Source organism: Pseudomonas sp. EU05-FHT14B02 (assembly GCF_058791055.1).
The window spans coordinates 19,096-36,339 of record NZ_JBYTDD010000006.1 but is presented as its reverse complement, the minus strand read 5'-3'; the positions used below and the strand labels follow the sequence as shown (position 1 = coordinate 36,339).

Genomic DNA, 17,244 nt, shown 5'->3' with positions numbered 1-17,244 from the left:
GCCGATGTTCAGAATCCTCTTTCGTTTGTACCTGGTGACCATCGTCTCGTTCAGCGCGGCGATCTATCTGGTACCGGATCTGGTGGTCAAGGTGTTCCAGGAACGCTTTGTCACCTACAACCTCGATTATTCGCGAGGGCTGCAAACGCTGATCGTCAAACAGTTCCATGGGGTCCCGACCGAACAGTGGCCTACGCTTGCCGCTGAAATGGACAAGGACTTCTCTCCTCTGCACATCGTGCTCAGCAGCAATGACGACAGCAGTCTGACGCCCGATGAACAGCAGCGCTTGCGCCGCGGCGAAAACGTCGTGCGCGTGGGCGACTGGGGCTGGCGCACACTGGCGGTCGCGCCGCTGAATGAGCGCACCGTGGTGCAAATGGTCGTGCCACCTGATCCGCTGGACGTCAATCTGTTGTACTGGAGCATCAACGTCCTGATCGGCGCGACCATGCTCGCGTGCCTGTTGCTGTGGCTGCGCCCGCACTGGCGTGACCTGGAACGCCTCAAGGGCGCGGCCGAACGCTTTGGCAAGGGCCACTTGAGCGAGCGTACGCAAATCTCCCCGAGTTCCAATATCGGCAGCCTGGCCAGTGTGTTCGACACCATGGCGGGCGATATCGAGAACCTGCTCAACCAGCAGCGGGACTTGCTCAATGCGGTGTCCCACGAGTTGCGCACGCCGCTGACGCGCCTGGACTTCGGCCTGGCGCTGGCCCTGTCCGACGACTTGCCGGCGGCCAGCCGCGAGCGCTTGCAAAGCCTGGTGGCGCACATTCGGGAACTCGATGAATTGGTGCTGGAGCTGCTGTCCTACAGTCGCTTGCAAAACCCGGCGCGGCTGCCGGAGCAGGTCGAAGTGTCGATGGATGAATTCATTGACAGCATTCTCGGCAGCGTCGACGAAGAAATGGAGTCTCCCCAAATCGTCATCGACGTGTTGCTCCACGGCCAACTCGAACGCTTCAGCCTGGACCCGCGCTTGACCGCGCGAGCCCTGCAAAACCTGCTGCGCAATGCCATGCGCTATTGCGAGAAGCGTATTCAGATCGGTGTGCATGTCTATGCCAGTGGCTGTGAAATCTGGGTCGACGATGATGGCATCGGCATTCCGGATGACGAACGCGAGCGGATCTTCGAACCTTTCTACCGCCTCGATCGCAGCCGCGACCGCGCCACGGGTGGTTTCGGACTGGGACTGGCGATCAGCCGCCGTGCACTGGAAGCCCAAGGCGGCACGCTGACGGTTGAAGCCTCTCCGCTGGGTGGGGCTCGGTTTCGTTTGTGGTTGCCGGCTTCGGCCTGATGCGCTTCGCAGGCGCTGCCCCGCAGCACCTGCGTTGAGCCAAGGATTCTCAGGTGTTCAGGCGACTACGTATCAGTTTCGCCATCTCCTCCAGGTCCGCCATCGGCTGATGCCCGATCAGCATCCAGGCGTGTTCCATGTCAGCCCAATACACGATGTTCAGCTCGCGTCGCTGTTCCCGGGCGAAATGGCGGCTGCCGCTGTTGGAGCGGGTAACACACAGCGCCATGGGGCCGTGGACCGGATCGAGGTAGGTGATCTGGGCGATGGGCGCACCGTCGTACTCGAGGATTTGCGCACGCCTGAATTCGGCACGGGGCAGGCTAAGTTTTGCCGGCGCGAGGGTGAGGCCCAGACGCGCATCGATCGTGCGCAGTTGTGCCCGTTGGGCAGCTTCATCGACAGGCAGGTGATCCAGGGTTTCCGGCACATAGAGCGCCATGTAATCGGCCACCAGGCCGCGCCAGCTATGTGGTTGTTGGCTTGCTTGCCAGCCTAGGAACAGACGGTCCGCCAGTACGCCGCCGGCCAACAGCCCCGCCGCGGCGGCCAGGAACCAGCGTCGATTGAGCCCGGGGCGGGCAGGTGAGGGCAGTGTGGCGAGCATGGTTTGCAGGCGATCGACCGGCGCCTGTCGCGCCAGTTCATCGTAGGCGTCCTTGAACGGCAGGCTGCTGCGATCCAGCCATTGCAGGCGCAGGCCGAGCATCGGGTCGGTGCTGATGGCCGCGTCGATGCGCGAGCGCTGCTCGGTATCGAGTTGGTTGTCGAGGTAAGCCACCAGTTGTTCGTCCGAGGGTATCGCGTTCATCAATGTTCTCCTCGGTTAGGGGTGGGCACCGTGTGCAACGGTGGATATTCGGCCAGTTTCGCCCGAGCGGCTGCCAGGCGACTCATGACGGTGCCGATGGGTACTTGCAGCACCTCGGCGACTTCGCGGTAGGACAAGCCTTCGACATAGGCGAGAAACACCGTTTCGCGCTGGGCTTCGGGCAAGGCATCGACGCGGCGGATGACCTGTGCTGCCAACACATGGGTTTGTGCCACGCATTCTCCATCGAACGACAAGGCCTTATCGGCGTCCACCTGGCCTTGCCCCTGGCGCACCCGCCGGGCGCGGACTTCGTTGAGCCAGATCGAATGCAGAATGCTCAGCAGCCAGTGGTCCATGCGCGTCCCCTGCACGTATTGCCCGGCCCGTTCCAGCGCCCGCAAGCAAGTGGCTTGCACCAGGTCATCGGCAACATGCCGTTGCCGGGACAGCAGCAGGCCGTAGCGCCATAAACGCGCCAGATGCTGGTTCAATTCCGTTCGTATTGCCTGATCGCTGGCGATGGCGACCTCCGTCCGCTCGGGTTGTCAGGTTTTCGATGAACCGTTGATGGCTTCGGCCAAGTCCTGGTACTCCTCGCATTGGGTACTGCCACAGATGGATTCGATCTGCCGCAGTTGCTCCTGTGCAAGATCCAGCCGGCCTTTGACCACATAGGCTTCGCCGAGGTATTCGCGAACCTGCGCATATTGCGGGTCTAGTTTCACCGATTGCAGGTAATAGCCGATGCCTTCGTCGGTACGTCCCAGTTTACGCGTGGCGTAGCCGCGATAGTTCAACGCTTTTGCGGTATTTGGCTGTTTCAGCGTGTCGAGCAGGGCCAGGGCTTCTTCATAACGCCCGTCCTTGGCCAGTCGATAGGCATAGTTGGTACGGTCTTCGTCCGGCACCAGGCTACTGGTCTGCCGGACGCAACGTTTCGATTTGCTATCGAACACCTGACCTTTCGGGCAGTTGGGTCTGATGGGCGCGTCATCGTCCCCGCCACCGCCGTTGGCCAGGGCGAGGGAACCGGACAACGCAACGGCCAGTAACAGAGGAGGCGTCAGAACAGCAAAACGAATATTCATGGGCTTTGCTCCAGAGCTTCATGGGTTCCGATCAGGTCGCGTCCCGCCGGACGCAGTGCAAGGTTGATGTGACGAGAACACCGCAGCATGAACAATTATTCGTTATGTCCTGGTGGTTTTTTCGAGGAACGCTCATAGCGCAGCATTGTGTGCGCCGAAGATCCCTGTGGGAGTGTCAGCCCAGCAAACGAATCGGAGCACCCGCCGACCAGGCCTGAATGTCCTCGATCATTTGCGAGAAAAACAACCGGTAGTTCTGTTGGCTCACGTACCCGACATGGGGCGTCGCCAGTACATTGTCCAGGGTCCGGAACGGATGGTGGGCGGGCAGCGGTTCCTGCTCGAAGACGTCCAGGGCGACGCCAGCCAGCCGTTGTTTCTGCAGCGCCTTGATCAGCGCCGCTTCATCGACAATGGGGCCACGAGCGGTGTTCACCAGCAACGCCGAGGGCTTCATCCAGCCAAGGGCTTGTGCGTCCACCAGACCGCGGCTGCGCTCGCTGAGCACCAGGTGCACCGACAGCACGTCGGCCTGTTCGAACAGTTCCTGTTTGCTGACACGGGTCACACCGACCTGCGCCGCGCGTTCGGCGGTGAGGTTTTCACTCCAGGCGATGACACGCATGCCGAACACCTGACCGAACTGCGCGACTCGCTGGCCGATGCTGCCCAGACCGAGGATGGCCAGTGTCTTGCCATGCAAGTCGCCACCCAGGCCCTGTTGCCATTGACCGGCACGCAGGGCATTGGCCTCGACCACCAGGTTGCGGGTCGCGGCCATGATCAGTGCCCAGGTCAGTTCCGGGGCGGCGTGTTTGTAGCTGTCGGTACCGCTGACCTGAATGCCCAGCGCGGCAGCGGTTTTCAGGTCCAGGGCCGCGTTGCGCATACCGCCGGTCACCAGCAGCTTGAGTTTGGGCAGGCGCCTCAGCAGGTCTTCATCGAAGCGGGTGCGCTCGCGCATCACGCAGATCACCTCGAACCCGGCCAGGAGCTCGGCCAGGGATGAGGTGTCGGTGGGGTAGTCATGGAGAAAACTTACCTCACCGACGCTGTCCAGTGCCGACCAGTCCACTATATTGCGCGCCACATCCTGCCAATCATCGATCACTGCAATCTGCACAGGCATCAGCCTTTCCTCTTCAATGCACGGGGTTGGTCTTGTTCAGCCAGGCGAGCAGGGCTTGGTGGAATCGGGCCGGTTCTTCCATCTGTGGCGCGTGGCCCATGCCAGGGAATTCGACCAGCGTGGACTGGGGAATCAGCCCGGCCACCTGTTTGCCGAGGACGTCGTAGTGCCCGATCTTCGCCTTGACCTCGGGTGGGGCGATGTCACTGCCGATGGCGGTGGTGTCGGACGTTCCGATCAACAGCAGGGTCGGCATCTTCAGGTTCTGGAATTCGTAATACACAGGTTGAGTGAAGATCATGTCGTAGATCAGTGCCGAGTTCCACGCGACTTGCGTATGCCCCGGGCCTTTGTTCAGGCCGGCAAGCATATCGACCCAACGATCGAACTCCGGCTTCCAGCGACCGCCGTAATAGGTGGTGCGTTCGTAGTTGCGGATACCCTCGGCACTGAGTTTGAGTTCGCGCTCGTACCATTGATCAACCGTGCGATAGGGCACACCGAGGGCTTTCCAGTCTTCCAGGCCGATGGGGTTGACCAGCGCCAATTGCTCGACCTGTTCGGGGTATTGCAAGGCATAGCGAGTGGCGAGCATGCCGCCGGTGGAATGCCCCAGTAGGGTGGCTTTCTGGATACCCAGTGCCTTGAGCAATTGCTGGGTGTTCGTTGCCAGTTGCTGGAAGCTGTACTGATAGTGCGCCGGCTTGCTGGAGGTGCAGAAGCCGATCTGGTCCGGGGCGATGACCCGATAGCCGGCGTCGCTGAGGGCTTTGATCGAACTGTCCCAGGTGGCGCCGCAGAAATTCTTGCCGTGCATCAGCACCACGCTGCGGCCATTGGCCTTGCCGTTGGCGGCGACGTCCATGTAACCCATTTGCAGGGATTGGCCCTGGGAATCAAAGGCGAAGTGCTTGAGCGTGTAGGGGTAGTCGAAACCTTGCAACTCGGGGCCGTATTGCGGCCCTTCGGCGTGGGCGATGACGGGCAGGATGGCAGTCAGTAACAGGCTGGGTAACCAGCGGGAGAAGGGGCGCGACATCGGAGGGCTCCATGGAAAATCCGCCTATGTTGGATCGACACGATTAGGGCGGCATTAATCACAGGCAATCGCCGCCCTTGATGGTTCAACCCATCCAGCCCAAAGTCGCCAACGCCAGCACGCTGTAGCGGGCACCTTTGGCCAGGGTGACGATCAGCAGGAAACGCCCCAGCGGCTCGCGCATGACCCCGGCGACCAGCGTCAACGGATCGCCGATCACCGGCAGCCAACTGAGCAGCAATGACCAATGGCCGTAGCGTTGGTAATGAAGCCGGGCCTTTTCCAGATGCCGGGGGCTCACCGGAAACCAGCTCCGGTCGCGGAACCGCTCGATCCCGCGCCCCAGCCACCAGTTGATTAGCGAGCCCAGAACGTTGCCGAACGTTGCCACCGCCAGCAGTGCCCAGAGCCAATAGCGATCGCTGAGCAGCAGTCCGACCAGCACGGCTTCGGATTGCAACGGCAGCAGCGTGGCGGCACCGAATGCCGCGAAAAACAACCCGAAGTACGCACCGGACATCAATGGGCGGGGTAGTCCGCAACCACCACGTCAGTGCCGTCCTTTTTCAGGCCGATGACTTGATAGGCATCGCTCATGCCGTCCATTTCCATGCCGGGCGAACCCATGGGCATGCCGGGGGCCGCGACGCCCAGCAGATCGTCGCGTTTGCTCAAGGCCAGGACCTGGTCGGCCGGGACATGGCCTTCAACGAATTTGCCATTGATCAATGCGGTGTGGCACGACGCCAGGCGTGGCGGCACGCCGTGCTGTTGCTTGAATTCGCTCATGTTGGCTTCTACGTGGTCATCGACCTTGAAGCCATTGGCCTCCAGGTGGGTGATCCATTTTTTGCAGCAACCACAATTGGCGTCGCGATGAACCTCGATCGGAATGAGGTCGGCGGCCTGGACCAGGGAAGACATGAACAGGGCGCTCAGGGCGATCAGACGCAGAGGGTTTCGCATGGGATTCGTCTCGGCTAACGGGCAAAAAAACGCATTTTGACCCTTTTTATGGGTCAGGCATTCAAGGAGTGTTTCCAGTTGCTACAAGATAGGCCATTCAATGATGGTAGATCAACGCTGTCAGGGAGATGAGGGGAACATTACAAAGTCGTCAGGTTGGAATGCTGACGGTAAATGTCGGTGTTGATATGGATCAACTATCCTCCCTGTAAGAAAAGTCTGAAGGACTATTCATCAATCTTCCGAAGTTTAATAAACATGAAGTTTTACAGCATGTATCTTAATTGTACGAAAATTGTTAAGGCGCTGAATAACAGTTTGGTGGTGTTAGTGTTCCGGCCGATACTTCTGACCCTCTAACTTGATCAAAAAGAAGGAGTTTTCAATGACTATCGGTTATACCGGCGCCTGGACCCCGAAGGCGGGCCTTTTGGTTCGAGATACTGCCAGCAGATCAAAGTCAGTTCCCCAGAGCGTCAAGGTCAGGCAGATGCTTGACCTGGTGGGCAACAATCCAGTTGAACTGGATACAGTCAAGATGGACGCAATGAAGTTGCGCAAGCAGATGAAGGGTTTTGATCCCACTAATATTTCAATCAAATCCATGGGCAGTCTCAGTGTCTTTCTGAAAGAACGCGGTCTGATCAGTGATGTGACGGCGGTCACGCTGAGCAATGCTGGTGACAAGTTCGACCGGTTTGGCATCAAGGACCCTGATGCGAAGTTTAATGCGCTGGAATATTTCGCGACGCAACTGGAGAACATCCAGAGCAACAATATGAAGGGTAATAAGTACGCCAATTACCTGGTCCCCGAGTTCAAGAAAGCGATCTACGTGCTGCAAAACCTGGAAACTTATGGCAAAAGCAACGGCCCCATGGTGAGACCGGGCAGTGTTATCAAGGACGAAGCCTGACGCCCGTTGCCCGGCCCGCCCGGTTTATTGAGCGGGCCGGCGACCCTTAGCGGTCGAGCAGCTTCATGACTTCTTCCGGATAACGCAGGCCAGCGGTGGCATTCGCCGCAAAAAGACCGCTTGCAGCGCGTGCAGTTCTTCGGCGCTCAGCGTCACCTCCAGAGCCGCCACGTTTTCTTCCAGGTATTAGTGGAGGAGGGGCGTTTGTGCGAAGTGCTGGGGGACGTGCCGCCACCGCTCCGCCAGTTATCCCGGCGGGTACGTGTGTTTGTCGATTGGCTGGTGGAACTGTGCGTTCAACCGGGCAATGACTTTTACCGACAGGATTCAGGACGTTGATCCGCTGTTAACGATGTGGGTCGTAACCTGGTCCGCCATGGTTATCGCCGCAATGAAGCCAAAACTCTTCATCGGTTGTAACATGAGACCCCGCTTGTAGCCGCTTATCCCCGAAACAGGGTAAGCGCTTGGCATGCGCGTCGATACAAACCGGATACAATTTCAGATTCAGGAACCCGCAATGACTCAGTCGCAACGTTTGAAATACTCGATTCTGATCTCTCTGGTGGTGCTGGGGATCATGTTTGGCCTTTCCTGGTTGCAGAACACCGGCGTCATCAGCGAAAAACTGTTCCAGTACATCGCCATTGGCGTGGCGGTGGTCGTGGTGGTCATCAATGGCGTGATGCGCCGCAAGGTCAAACTCTGATCATTCGATCATCGGTTGCGTAAAATGGCGGCAGCCTGGGGATGCAGGCTGTAGCTCTTGTCGGGGTTGAGGACAATCACCCCTTCGCTGCACAAACGCTTCAGCACTTCACGCACGCTGAGAAAGGACAGGGGAATATCCAGGTCCAGCAATTGGCTGTGCACACCACGCACGCCAAGGCTGCGGTCGTTTTCGGCGGCCGTCAGCAGGGCATCGATGACTTTCAGGCGGATCAGACTGGTTCGAAGGCCAAAGCTTTTGAGCAGGCCCCTGATCCGCTCGTTGCCGTGGCGATCGGTACGCGGCTCGAATACGCCGACTCCCATGGAAGTACCCTTTGGCGCGTTGCTACCGTCCGTTGGCAGTTGCGAGTTGTACATTGCAAAACTCCTTTCAGAGCCTGATCAGGAAAAAATGGGCGCTCTTACAGCATTAGACGTATGAGCAGCCCGAATCATGAAGGGTCGAATGTAGAAATTTTGTCGCCATCGCGTGATCAACCTGTCAGACCATGGGGCGTTGCGCAGTAATCTCCTAAATTTTTGTGGTGAGCTTCGTCCCTACAGGGAGGCCCGGTGCGCGTGGGTATGCGCAGCCGTGACCATCGTTTTTCGATCAGGAGCGAGCGTGATTATTTCCAGCCATTTAACCAGGTTGAGCCTGGCGGGTGTGACTCTGGGGTTGAGCCTGGGGCTGAGCCTTGCGGCGAGCGCGAGTGATACGCCCGCGCAAACGAGCGCCGATATCCGCCGCACCGGTTTCGGCGTGCCGCACATCCGCGCCGACAACGAGCGCGGGCTCGGCTACGGCATCGGCTATGCCTACGCCCAGGACAACCTGTGCCTGTTGGCCAACGAAATCACTACAGTCAACGGTGAACGTTCGCGGTATTTCGGGCCGGATCAGTTCACCGTCGAAGAGCGCGAGAACCTGGCCAGCGATGTATTTTTCACCTGGCTGAACACTCCGCAAGCCGTCGCCGGTTTCTGGCAGGCCCAGACCCCGCCAGTGCGTGAGTTGGTCGAAGGCTATGTGGCAGGGTACAACCGCTCCTTGAGCGAGCGTCGCGTCCAGGGATTGCCGCCGCAGTGCCAGGGAGATTGGGTGCGCGACATTACCACTTCGGATCTGGTCAAGCTGACCCGGCGCCTGTTGGTCGAGGGTGGCGTCGGCCAGTTTGCCGAAGCCCTGGCCGGTGCCACGCCACCCCAAGCCGTTGCCCGGGCGTCGAGCGCTCAGGCAGCGTTCCGGGTGGCCGCTACGCGGATGCAGCGTTTTGCCCTGGACCGTGGCAGCAACGCCGTCGCGGTCGGCAGCGAGCGCTCCTTCAACGGACGCGGCATGTTGCTGGCCAATCCGCACTTTCCGTGGGTGGGCGGCATGCGTTTTTATCAGATGCACCTGACCATTCCCGGCAAACTGGACGTGATGGGCGCGGCGTTGCCCGGCCTGCCGGTGATCAACATCGGTTTCAATCAACATCTGGCCTGGACCCACACCGTGGATTCGTCCAGGCACTTTACGCTATATCGCCTGCAGCTCGATCCCAAGGATTCGACTCGTTACTTGCTCGACGGCCAGTCCTTGCCGATGGACAAGCAGACCGTGGCCGTAAACGTCAGGCAGGCGGACGGGCAGGTCCGGGCAATTTCCCACGAGGTCTTCAGCTCGAAATTCGGTCCGGTGGTGCAATGGCCGGGGAAACTGGATTGGGATCATCAATACGCTTACAGCCTGCGCGACGCCAATCTGGATAACGACCGGGTTCTGCAGCAGTGGTACGCGATGAACCGCGCTGAAAACCTCAAGGATTTCCAGGCTTCGGTGCACGAGATCCAGGGCATTCCGTGGGTCAATACGCTGGCAGCGGACGATCAGGGGCAGACGCTGTACATGAACCTCTCGGTGGTGCCCAACGTCAATGTCGACAAGCTGGCGCAATGCAGCGATCCGCGCGTTGGCCTGCAGATGATCATTCTCGACGGCTCCAACAGCGCCTGTGCCTGGGACATCGACCCGCAGGCTGCACAACAGGGTATCTATGCAGCGGACAAGTTGCCGCAATTGTTACGCAAGGACTTTGTCCAGCACTCCAACGACTCGGCTTGGATGGCCAACCCGGCGCAACCGCTGACCGGCTATTCGCCGTTGATCAGCCAGGACAGTCAGCCACTGGGGCTGCGCTCGCGCTTTGCCCTGGACCGTTTGAGCGCGCTGGCCCAGGCTGGCAAGGTCGAGGCAGCGGACTTGCAACACATGGTCATGGACGATCGGGTTTATCAAGCCAGTCTAGTGATGCCGGACCTGCTGCAATTTTGCGCGGCGGATCTCGGAACCGATGCCAAAACGCTCGCGCCACTGTGCGCCAGCCTCAAGGCCTGGGACCGCAACGCCAACCTGGGCAGCGGTCTGGGCTTTGTACACTTCCAGAATGTCATGGAGGCGTTGGAGCCGGTGCCGGACGTATGGCGCGTGGCATTCGATCCACGGGATCCGCAACATACCCCACGGGGTCTGGCAGTCGATCACCCGCAGGTGGCGAAGGCGCTACGGGCAGCGATGCTGGCTTCGGCTGAACAGGTCAAGGCGGCAGGATTCAAGCCGGACAGTCGCTGGGGCGATATCCAGGTGGTCAGCAGCGGCGGACAACAGACACCGATCCACGGCGGGCCGGGAACGTTGGGGGTCTATAACGCGATCCAGAGCGTACCGCGCAGCGATGGCAAGCGCGAAGTGGTCAGCGGCACGAGCTACCTGCAAGTGGTGACCTTTGACCAAAACGGACCGCATGCCAAAGGGCTGCTGGCATTCTCGTTGTCCAGCGACCCGGCCTCGAAGTATTCACGGGACCAGACGCAGGCCTTTTCCAGGAAGCAATGGAGCGTGCTGCCTTTCACCGAGCAACAGATCCTGTCCGATCCGGACTATCAGGTGCAGACGATCCGCCGGCAGGATGCAAAAGTGGTCGCGCAGTAAGGTCGTGGGGTTTTTGCATGAACGCTGAAGGCCGCATCCGCAAGGGTGGCGGCCTTTTCAGCTTTTCGGGGAGATTTGCGGAATCGCGTTGACCACCAGATTGCCGTTCTGGTTACGGGTCAGGTAGACCGGCAGGACCCGCGGCAAGGACTTTACCAGGCCGTTGATCTCTTTGATGTTGTAGATGCCGCCGATATGGATCGAGCCGGTGCTGTGGTCAGCCACCATCAACGGTTTGTCCAGGTAGCGATTGATCAAGGGCAGCGCATCGCTCAAGGCCAGATCGTCGAGCACCAGCTTGCCCTGGCGCCAGGCCAGCGAGCTGTCATTGTCATAGGTCTGGCTGATGCGGGGAATGAAGTCGCCGCGGCGATAACTGGCCTGCATCGCCGGGCCAAGGCGCAAACCGTCGCCTTGCAGGTCGGCGTTGCTGCTGACCAGTACCGAACCTTCGATCAGGTTGATCTTGACCTGATCTTCATACATCCAGACATTGAATTGGGTGCCAGTCACGCGAATCCGGCCTTCGGCGACCTTGACCACGAAGGGATGGCGGGTGTCATGGCTGACCTTGAAGAAGGCTTCGCCTTTATCCAGCGTGACTTGCCGCTGATCCTTGTAGTTGCTGTACGTCAGCTCGCTGCCCAGGTTCAGCTCAACCTGGCTGCCGTCTTTCAAGGTGACGGTACGAACATTGTCGGTCGCTTCGAAATGCTGGTACGCGTTCGGTACCCAGCCCAGGTGCCAGCCGCCATAACCGGCCAAAGGCAGTGCCAGGGCACATACCGCCGCGGCAATGGCCAGGCGGCGCCACGGGTTTTCGGGTTGGCGGCGAACCAGCGGCATGACGGGTACGGGACGAGGCAAGTCGCCGGCGACATCCCAGATCTCCAGCATCGCTTCGTACTCGAAGGTATGGAGCGGATGCGCATCACGCCATTGCTCGAACGCCTGGCGCTCTTGCTCGGTGCAGTCACTGGCGTGCAGACGCATGCACCAATGCGCGGCAGCATCGGTGATGGCGTCGTATTCGGCTTGCGAAAGTGTGTGGTCGGTCATTGGCCCTTCCTGATTTCCTGCATTCTAACCTTGGGGGAAGTCTGCGAGAACATCAGTCATGGCATTTAACCATCAATGTGTTGTTTTTTTTCAACGCATCGCCTTTGGAGCGTGTTGCCGAATAACAGTATCAATAGGGTGCGTGAAAAAAACATCAAGTCAAACACCGTTGTGCTGCGCAGACCCGGGGATCTGCGCGTTGTTACGCCGTGGTCAGGTTTCAGCGGTGGGAGTGACCGGCACCGGGTCCAGTTGCCGGCCCATTTCGCAGATCAAAAAGGCGATCGAGTCGGCATTGTGCAAAATGACATCGGTTCGGAACTTCGATTCCTGCCTGTTTAAAAAAGCTTCCCGTGCCTTATCCATAGTCTGGCTGCCCGTCAGCCGCAGAATGGCCTTGCCAATGTGATAAGAGTCCGGAATCGAATCCAGGCTGATCCAGGATTGCAGGCCACTGTTCCAGCGTGCGAACAGTTCCTTCTGCGGCGTTTTCAACGATAAGGCTTCTCGCTGAAAATCCAGCTGAGACTGTTTCTTTGCCGCGCCATAGCCGGTGACCGACGCCACCAGATCGCTGAACGGCAGCCTGGACTCAAGGTATGCAATGTCAACGGCCCCGGAAAACAAATGAGCGAATTCGTGTATCAGGGTCGCGGCCTGGCTGTGGCCGTCGACATCGAAGGGCTGTGTCAGGCTGGATTTGTACCAGTCGAGTTGTTGATTGAAGAATTTTTCCGTGAAATGCACGTTGCGCTGTAGATCCTTGTCCATGACAAACGCGATGAGGTTGGCCTCCGGGTCCCGGTTTGAACCCACGATAAAGCGTTGCGAGTTCATCCAGTCTTCATTGGGATCGACCAGCGCGTTGCAGATGGGGACGATGGTCTGTTTGATTTTTTCGAGCAGTGCTTTGTCGACCTGACCAACATCAAAGAACTGTTTGAGGAAGGTATCGAGCCGTGTGCCCGGGACGAGTTTGCGCAGTTGAACCAGGTTGTGCAGGCTGTTGAACGCATAATAACGAGCCATGTCGATGGCCTGCACGATCATGCGGGCTTTAGCGGGATGCTTTGCCCGTATTTCGTCCATCCCCCGGGCCTCGATGTTCAGGACCGCCCATGCAACATAGGTGTCGGCATACTGTTCGTGCATTTTCGAGAAGACTTTGCCGAAATGGACAGTGTGGAAATCCGGGTCGATGACCAATTGTTTGTCAGAGGTAATCGTTAACACGGGGCCTTTTTCCGTGCCTTTGATCGTTCTCCAGACCGCTCCGGTCTTGTTCACGCCGTACACCTTTCCGGCAATCGCGGCGAAGGTTTTCTTGCTGGTCGCCTCCAGATAGGTGCCGTCAGTGCTGTTTCTCGCCAGGCCCTTGAGTTCAACCGTGGTTTCGAACGGTTGCAGCCGGGTGCGTGTTGCTGCTGTCGACCGTATCTTCGACCAGGGTTGCGCGATCACGGGGGGGACAACCGGTGGAACAACGGCTTCGCCGGTTTCCTGGGCGCTTTCGCCCCATCCTTCAAGTGACAGCCGGCCCAACGACAGGATTTGCGCCGCCCCGGCAATAAACTCGCGCAACGCGGTCGTCCAATGATGGTCCTGCAAGGCCTCGGCCGAGTTGAGGGCATCCTTGTAGGCCTTCCAAAGAAACTGCACATACGCGAGTTTGCCCGGCAGCAGGCTGGAAATGCGCTCGATACCGGCGCCGAACAGGTGTTTAACGGCCTCCCAGTCTGACTGACCGCTAGCGTGTGACTGGCTGGCAAGCATCTTCACCAACAGTTGGGTGTTGTCATGGAACAAGTGGGTGAGCAGGTTGCCATCGATGGGGTTGGATGCAAGGGTGATTTCGCTCGACTGGCCGACGGTGGACCCCAACAGGTTTCGAAACACCGTTTGCTCCCTGTCCGGCAGGCGACGTATCAACATGTCCTGCAATGGCCCCGGTGTGTTGAGTGCTGAAACAACGCTGGCCTCATTGTTGAACTCAACGAAGGGTGAGCCACTGGGGTGGTAAGGGGCATAGAGGATTTGTGGGCCTGCCTTGCCCGTGCCTGGGCCAATCAGGTACAGGCCCAGCGCCTTCACGGCGGCGGCACCGGTTGTCTTGATCAGTTCCAATGGTCGGGCAATGGCATGAGCACCTTCTACGGTCGCCCGGGCGATGGCGTCCGGCATGTCGAATACTTGCCGAAGCAAATCGAAAGCGCTGTCGGAAAGCCGTTGCTGCAGTTTCAGTTCGTGTGCGTGTTGCAGCAGTTGCCAGGGCAGTTGCTTGACGAAGCGCAACATCCTGCTTTCGACGTCGGTCGCTTGATTGGACAAGCTGTCCGTGACCTGTTTGGCGTAGTTCTGCGCAATGTCCAGTGATCTCAATAGTTGGCGGACAGCCGCCTGATCCAGATTCAGGGGCAGCGCTTGAGTGTTTGCCGACCGGACCTTGAACCCTGTGCCTTGCGCAATGTTTACGTGGTGCAAGGCGAACTCGGTGAGGCTCCGGGCGGGGCCGACCAGGGCCAGGTCCGGGGTGATTTCAATATTGTCAGGGTCCAGCGCTGTTGCGGGGAAGCGGCTGGCGAGCAACGATTTCAGCGTTTCATGCACATACGACTTGAGGGGTTTGATCCCGTGCAAATAGTCTTTGTCCTCAACAACGCTGTGGCGGTATTGCTCCAGCAGTTCAAGGTGCAGTCGCTGCTCTTGCAGCGGAGCCATTCCCAGCCAGGCGGGCAGGGACTGCTGCTGGCTGGTCGCCCGGGCAATCGACGTGGCTCTTCCCAGGTTGGTGTTGAGGACCGTTTTGGTCAGGTCTTCAAGGGCCTTTTTCTGCTTCGTGTCGCTCAGGCCAAAAGTACGTACGTGTTCGCAGCGAGCCAAAAAGTGTTCGATGGACGATTGCGCGACCCGTTCCAATACAGACCCTTCAATCAGCCGCAGCGGTCCCAGTGAGTAGCGTTGGTGAAAGACGCGCTGGGCCGGGGGCAGGTTCTCCAACAGCGCCAGGCGTTGCTGCGGCTCTAGCAGGCGGCGGTTCAGTTCCAGTCGTGCACGACTGATGGTGTCAAAGACTTCCAGGCCTTCGACGGGTGTCCACAGAATCGTCCGGCCGGAATGCGAGGGATCGAGTCCGCCACGCTCGGTCACGAGCACACAATGGGCCAGGGGCAGGAGATCTTCATGGCCGGAGCGCTCCAGCGTCAACGAGTAGGCATCGGGGCGGAAACCCTTGAGTGACAGGCGGTTTTGCCGGTCGGGCTGGTCCGGGTTGAAGACTGTTTCGACAATTGCCCGATCCGCATCCCGCAGTGTTGCGCCAAGCACCCGCAGGCTGGCCTCGCCACGCAGGCCAACGGCAAGTGCATGGGCCAGGCGGGGTTTCATGTTTTCCAGATAGACCCGTTGCAAGGCCAGAGACGCAACCGGTTGTGCTGCAAAATCCGCGTTGATCAGTGTTTCGATGTCGCAGAAGGTTTTGACGAAAGCTGCCGCCGTATCGGCCAGCACGGTGGAGGGATGCTGATTGCCGGATAACACGGGGCGTGTGCTCCAGCGTCCGCCGACATCCAGCGTCAGCAGTCGCTCGCTGATCATCGAGCGGATATCCAGCGCCTTGTCGAACAGGGCGTGGATGTCCACGCTGCCGTCACTGTGACGGAACACCTGCAGGGCATATTCCATGTTCTGCCGTTGCTTGCTGATGATCCCGTCGAAGAGCTTGGGGAAGATCGCGCCGCCAATCACTTCCCCGGTCACATTCGGCCGGTCAAAACCAATTATACGCTGGCGTTCATCCAGGCTCAGCAGACCATAGAGTTCATCCTCATGACCGGCCGCACTGAACTTGCTCAGCACCGTATTGCGCAAGTCCTGATAGTTCTCGAGCACCTGCAGACCTGCGGTGGGCGTGTAGAGACACGCATTGCCGGCGCTGACCATCAGTGAACCGGCCAATTCTACATAGTTGGCCTGGTACTCCCACAGACGCACGGTCTCAACCGTCATGGCTTTGTTCGTCCGGCTGGCCGTCGAGATCAACGCGTGCAAGTCCTTGTTTTGCCCAGGGGTGATGATCCCGGCTTCGCGCTTTAGCAACAGTTGTACCCGCGCCTGGTCGGCGATGGCTTGGCCGAAGAGCTGGCGACGCGATGCGCCTTCGGTGCTCGCCGCAGCCCAGAAACCGTCGAGCTGCCCGATCAGCAGGCTGATCAGTTGGCGCGAGATTGTCGTGACGGCTGCCTCCCAGAGTGGCTGGTCGGTTTTTGCCGGGGACTTTCCCGGATGGGAAAATTCATGGGACTGCCCGGATGGCCAACGCTGATGGCGATAGTGCAGCAGTACCGCGTCACTCAGAGAAAGTGAGTTGACCCAGCGTCGGACCGGATGGCTTTCGCCCGCATTTTCCGGCGTTGTAGCCAGGTAGAAGTTCACTTGGGTCCGGCTCTGATCCAGGTCGGGGAAAGACGCTGCCAGCTGTTTACCCAGCCATTCATCGAGTAGTGAGGTCAAGGAGGGTAGCGCTTTGAGTTCGTCAAGCAGGGCCTGGTCATTGAGTTGTTGGTGGGTAGAGAGGGTGTTGCGCTGGTCTTCAAACACGTCACCGTCGATGGTTTGAAAGTCCAGCTTGATGTCGGCGGCGCCCACCACGGCGTTGCGTTGAGACAGCGCCATGAAGGCCAGCAGGTCATCGTGTTCACCAGCCGCTTTGAGTTGCGTCACCAGCTGTTCGGTCAGGGCCGTACGGTCGGCGAACTTTTTTATTCCCCCGTACGGGGTGTAGAGAATCACGCCATTGTCATCGGGTGTCGCGCTCAGCAAAAAACTGCCGGCCAGCGCCATGGGTTCCAGTCCAGGGATTTTCAGCAGGATTTTCTTCGCCAGCATGGGCGGCGTCTGCTCATCGCGCAGTGCCTGGGTGGCCAGTTCGATATGGCTGAACCATTCGAAGTCCCTTTGCGTCAGCCCGTGGGTTTGGCCAAGTTCTCTCCAGAGACCGCGCAAAGTCAGCGCCTCGGGGAAAAAGAGCGGAGTTACTGGTGTAGACATCGTCGATTCTCGTTCTAGGTGCCACTCAAAGGCGCCTGTGGATTGAGCATCGAGACTAAAAGCCGGTGCGTTGACGCCGGTGGTAAATAGATAACGCACGGGGCGCGGGCGTTTGTGACAGGGATAGGCCTCATCGACCCTGAGCGAAAGGTTGACAGTTCGCACGTCGCGCGTTGTTAATCGGCGGGTCTTTGTA

At 59.1% G+C, this 17,244-nt stretch carries 14 protein-coding genes and 2 pseudogenes; 5 read left to right on the top strand and 11 right to left on the bottom strand.

The window, feature by feature from the left end; genetic code table 11:
- Window positions 1-4 precede the first annotated feature (4 nt).
- The gene (locus AC3WTM_RS07970) at window positions 5-1,306 is read left to right on the top strand and encodes an ATP-binding protein (protein WP_102670397.1); all 1,302 of its coding nucleotides are present in this window, start codon (window positions 5-7) and stop codon (window positions 1,304-1,306) included.
- Window positions 1,307-1,355: 49 nt separating this feature from the next.
- On the opposite strand, the gene AC3WTM_RS07965 is transcribed toward AC3WTM_RS07970, so the two are convergent.
- The 7 genes from AC3WTM_RS07965 to AC3WTM_RS07935 form a co-directional block, all read right to left on the bottom strand.
- Window positions 1,356-2,117: an anti-sigma factor gene (locus AC3WTM_RS07965; RefSeq protein ID WP_102670396.1), complete on the bottom strand. Its 762-nt coding sequence runs from the start codon at window positions 2,115-2,117 to the stop codon at window positions 1,356-1,358.
- Window positions 2,117-2,611: an RNA polymerase sigma factor gene (locus AC3WTM_RS07960; protein ID WP_102670395.1), complete on the bottom strand. Its 495-nt coding sequence runs from the start codon at window positions 2,609-2,611 to the stop codon at window positions 2,117-2,119. The genes AC3WTM_RS07965 and AC3WTM_RS07960 overlap by 1 nt, the downstream gene beginning before the upstream one ends.
- A gap of 54 nt (window positions 2,612-2,665) precedes the next feature.
- Window positions 2,666-3,208: a tetratricopeptide repeat protein gene (locus AC3WTM_RS07955; protein WP_057714697.1), complete on the bottom strand. Its 543-nt coding sequence runs from the start codon at window positions 3,206-3,208 to the stop codon at window positions 2,666-2,668.
- 175 nt (window positions 3,209-3,383) lie between these two features.
- Window positions 3,384-4,337, bottom strand: a complete 954-nt coding sequence (locus AC3WTM_RS07950) for a D-2-hydroxyacid dehydrogenase family protein (protein ID WP_102670394.1) — start codon at window positions 4,335-4,337, stop codon at window positions 3,384-3,386.
- A 13-nt stretch (window positions 4,338-4,350) separates the two neighbouring features.
- On the bottom strand, window positions 4,351-5,376 hold the full coding sequence (locus AC3WTM_RS07945) for an alpha/beta fold hydrolase (protein ID WP_102670393.1): 1,026 nt from the start codon (window positions 5,374-5,376) through the stop codon (window positions 4,351-4,353).
- An 85-nt stretch (window positions 5,377-5,461) separates the two neighbouring features.
- Complete coding sequence (locus tag AC3WTM_RS07940; protein ID WP_102670392.1) at window positions 5,462-5,896, bottom strand: YqaA family protein; 435 nt, start codon at window positions 5,894-5,896, stop codon at window positions 5,462-5,464.
- A complete protein-coding gene (locus AC3WTM_RS07935; RefSeq protein ID WP_102670391.1) occupies window positions 5,896-6,342 on the bottom strand; it encodes a DUF411 domain-containing protein in 447 nt (148 codons plus the stop codon). The genes AC3WTM_RS07940 and AC3WTM_RS07935 overlap by 1 nt, the downstream gene beginning before the upstream one ends.
- Window positions 6,343-6,727: 385 nt before the next feature.
- Here AC3WTM_RS07935 and AC3WTM_RS07930 point away from each other — a divergent pair, with 385 nt between their 5' ends.
- The gene (locus tag AC3WTM_RS07930; protein WP_102670390.1) at window positions 6,728-7,258 is read left to right on the top strand and encodes a hypothetical protein; all 531 of its coding nucleotides are present in this window, start codon (window positions 6,728-6,730) and stop codon (window positions 7,256-7,258) included.
- Between the two features lie 46 nt (window positions 7,259-7,304).
- Here AC3WTM_RS07930 and AC3WTM_RS07925 read toward each other — a convergent pair.
- Window positions 7,305-7,444: pseudogene (locus tag AC3WTM_RS07925) on the bottom strand (aldo/keto reductase); the annotation flags it as partial.
- A 3-nt stretch (window positions 7,445-7,447) separates the two neighbouring features.
- Here AC3WTM_RS07925 and AC3WTM_RS07920 point away from each other — a divergent pair.
- Window positions 7,448-7,597, top strand: a pseudogene (locus tag AC3WTM_RS07920) (LysR family transcriptional regulator); the annotation flags it as partial.
- Window positions 7,598-7,778: 181 nt separating this feature from the next.
- Complete coding sequence (locus tag AC3WTM_RS07915) at window positions 7,779-7,967, top strand: hypothetical protein (protein WP_102670389.1); 189 nt, start codon at window positions 7,779-7,781, stop codon at window positions 7,965-7,967.
- Window positions 7,968-7,975: 8 nt separating this feature from the next.
- On the opposite strand, the gene AC3WTM_RS07910 is transcribed toward AC3WTM_RS07915, so the two are convergent.
- Window positions 7,976-8,347 carry a fe2+ zn2+ uptake regulation protein gene (locus tag AC3WTM_RS07910; RefSeq protein WP_102670388.1) on the bottom strand — a complete coding sequence of 124 codons (372 nt, stop codon included), beginning with the start codon at window positions 8,345-8,347 and terminating at the stop codon, window positions 7,976-7,978.
- Between the two features lie 247 nt (window positions 8,348-8,594).
- On the opposite strand from AC3WTM_RS07910, the gene pvdQ reads away from it, so the two are divergent.
- Window positions 8,595-10,943 carry a bifunctional acylase PvdQ gene (gene pvdQ / locus AC3WTM_RS07905; protein WP_102670387.1) on the top strand — a complete coding sequence of 783 codons (2,349 nt, stop codon included), beginning with the start codon at window positions 8,595-8,597 and terminating at the stop codon, window positions 10,941-10,943.
- 57 nt (window positions 10,944-11,000) lie between these two features.
- Here the strand turns inward: pvdQ and AC3WTM_RS07900 are convergent, their stop codons facing one another.
- Together AC3WTM_RS07900 and AC3WTM_RS07895 are read right to left on the bottom strand one after the other, a co-directional pair.
- Entirely contained in the window at window positions 11,001-12,002 is a 1,002-nt protein-coding gene (locus AC3WTM_RS07900; RefSeq protein WP_102670386.1) for a FecR family protein, read from the bottom strand.
- 213 nt (window positions 12,003-12,215) lie between these two features.
- A complete protein-coding gene (locus AC3WTM_RS07895; RefSeq protein ID WP_102670385.1) occupies window positions 12,216-17,048 on the bottom strand; it encodes a dermonecrotic toxin domain-containing protein in 4,833 nt (1,610 codons plus the stop codon).
- Window positions 17,049-17,244 lie beyond the last annotated feature (196 nt).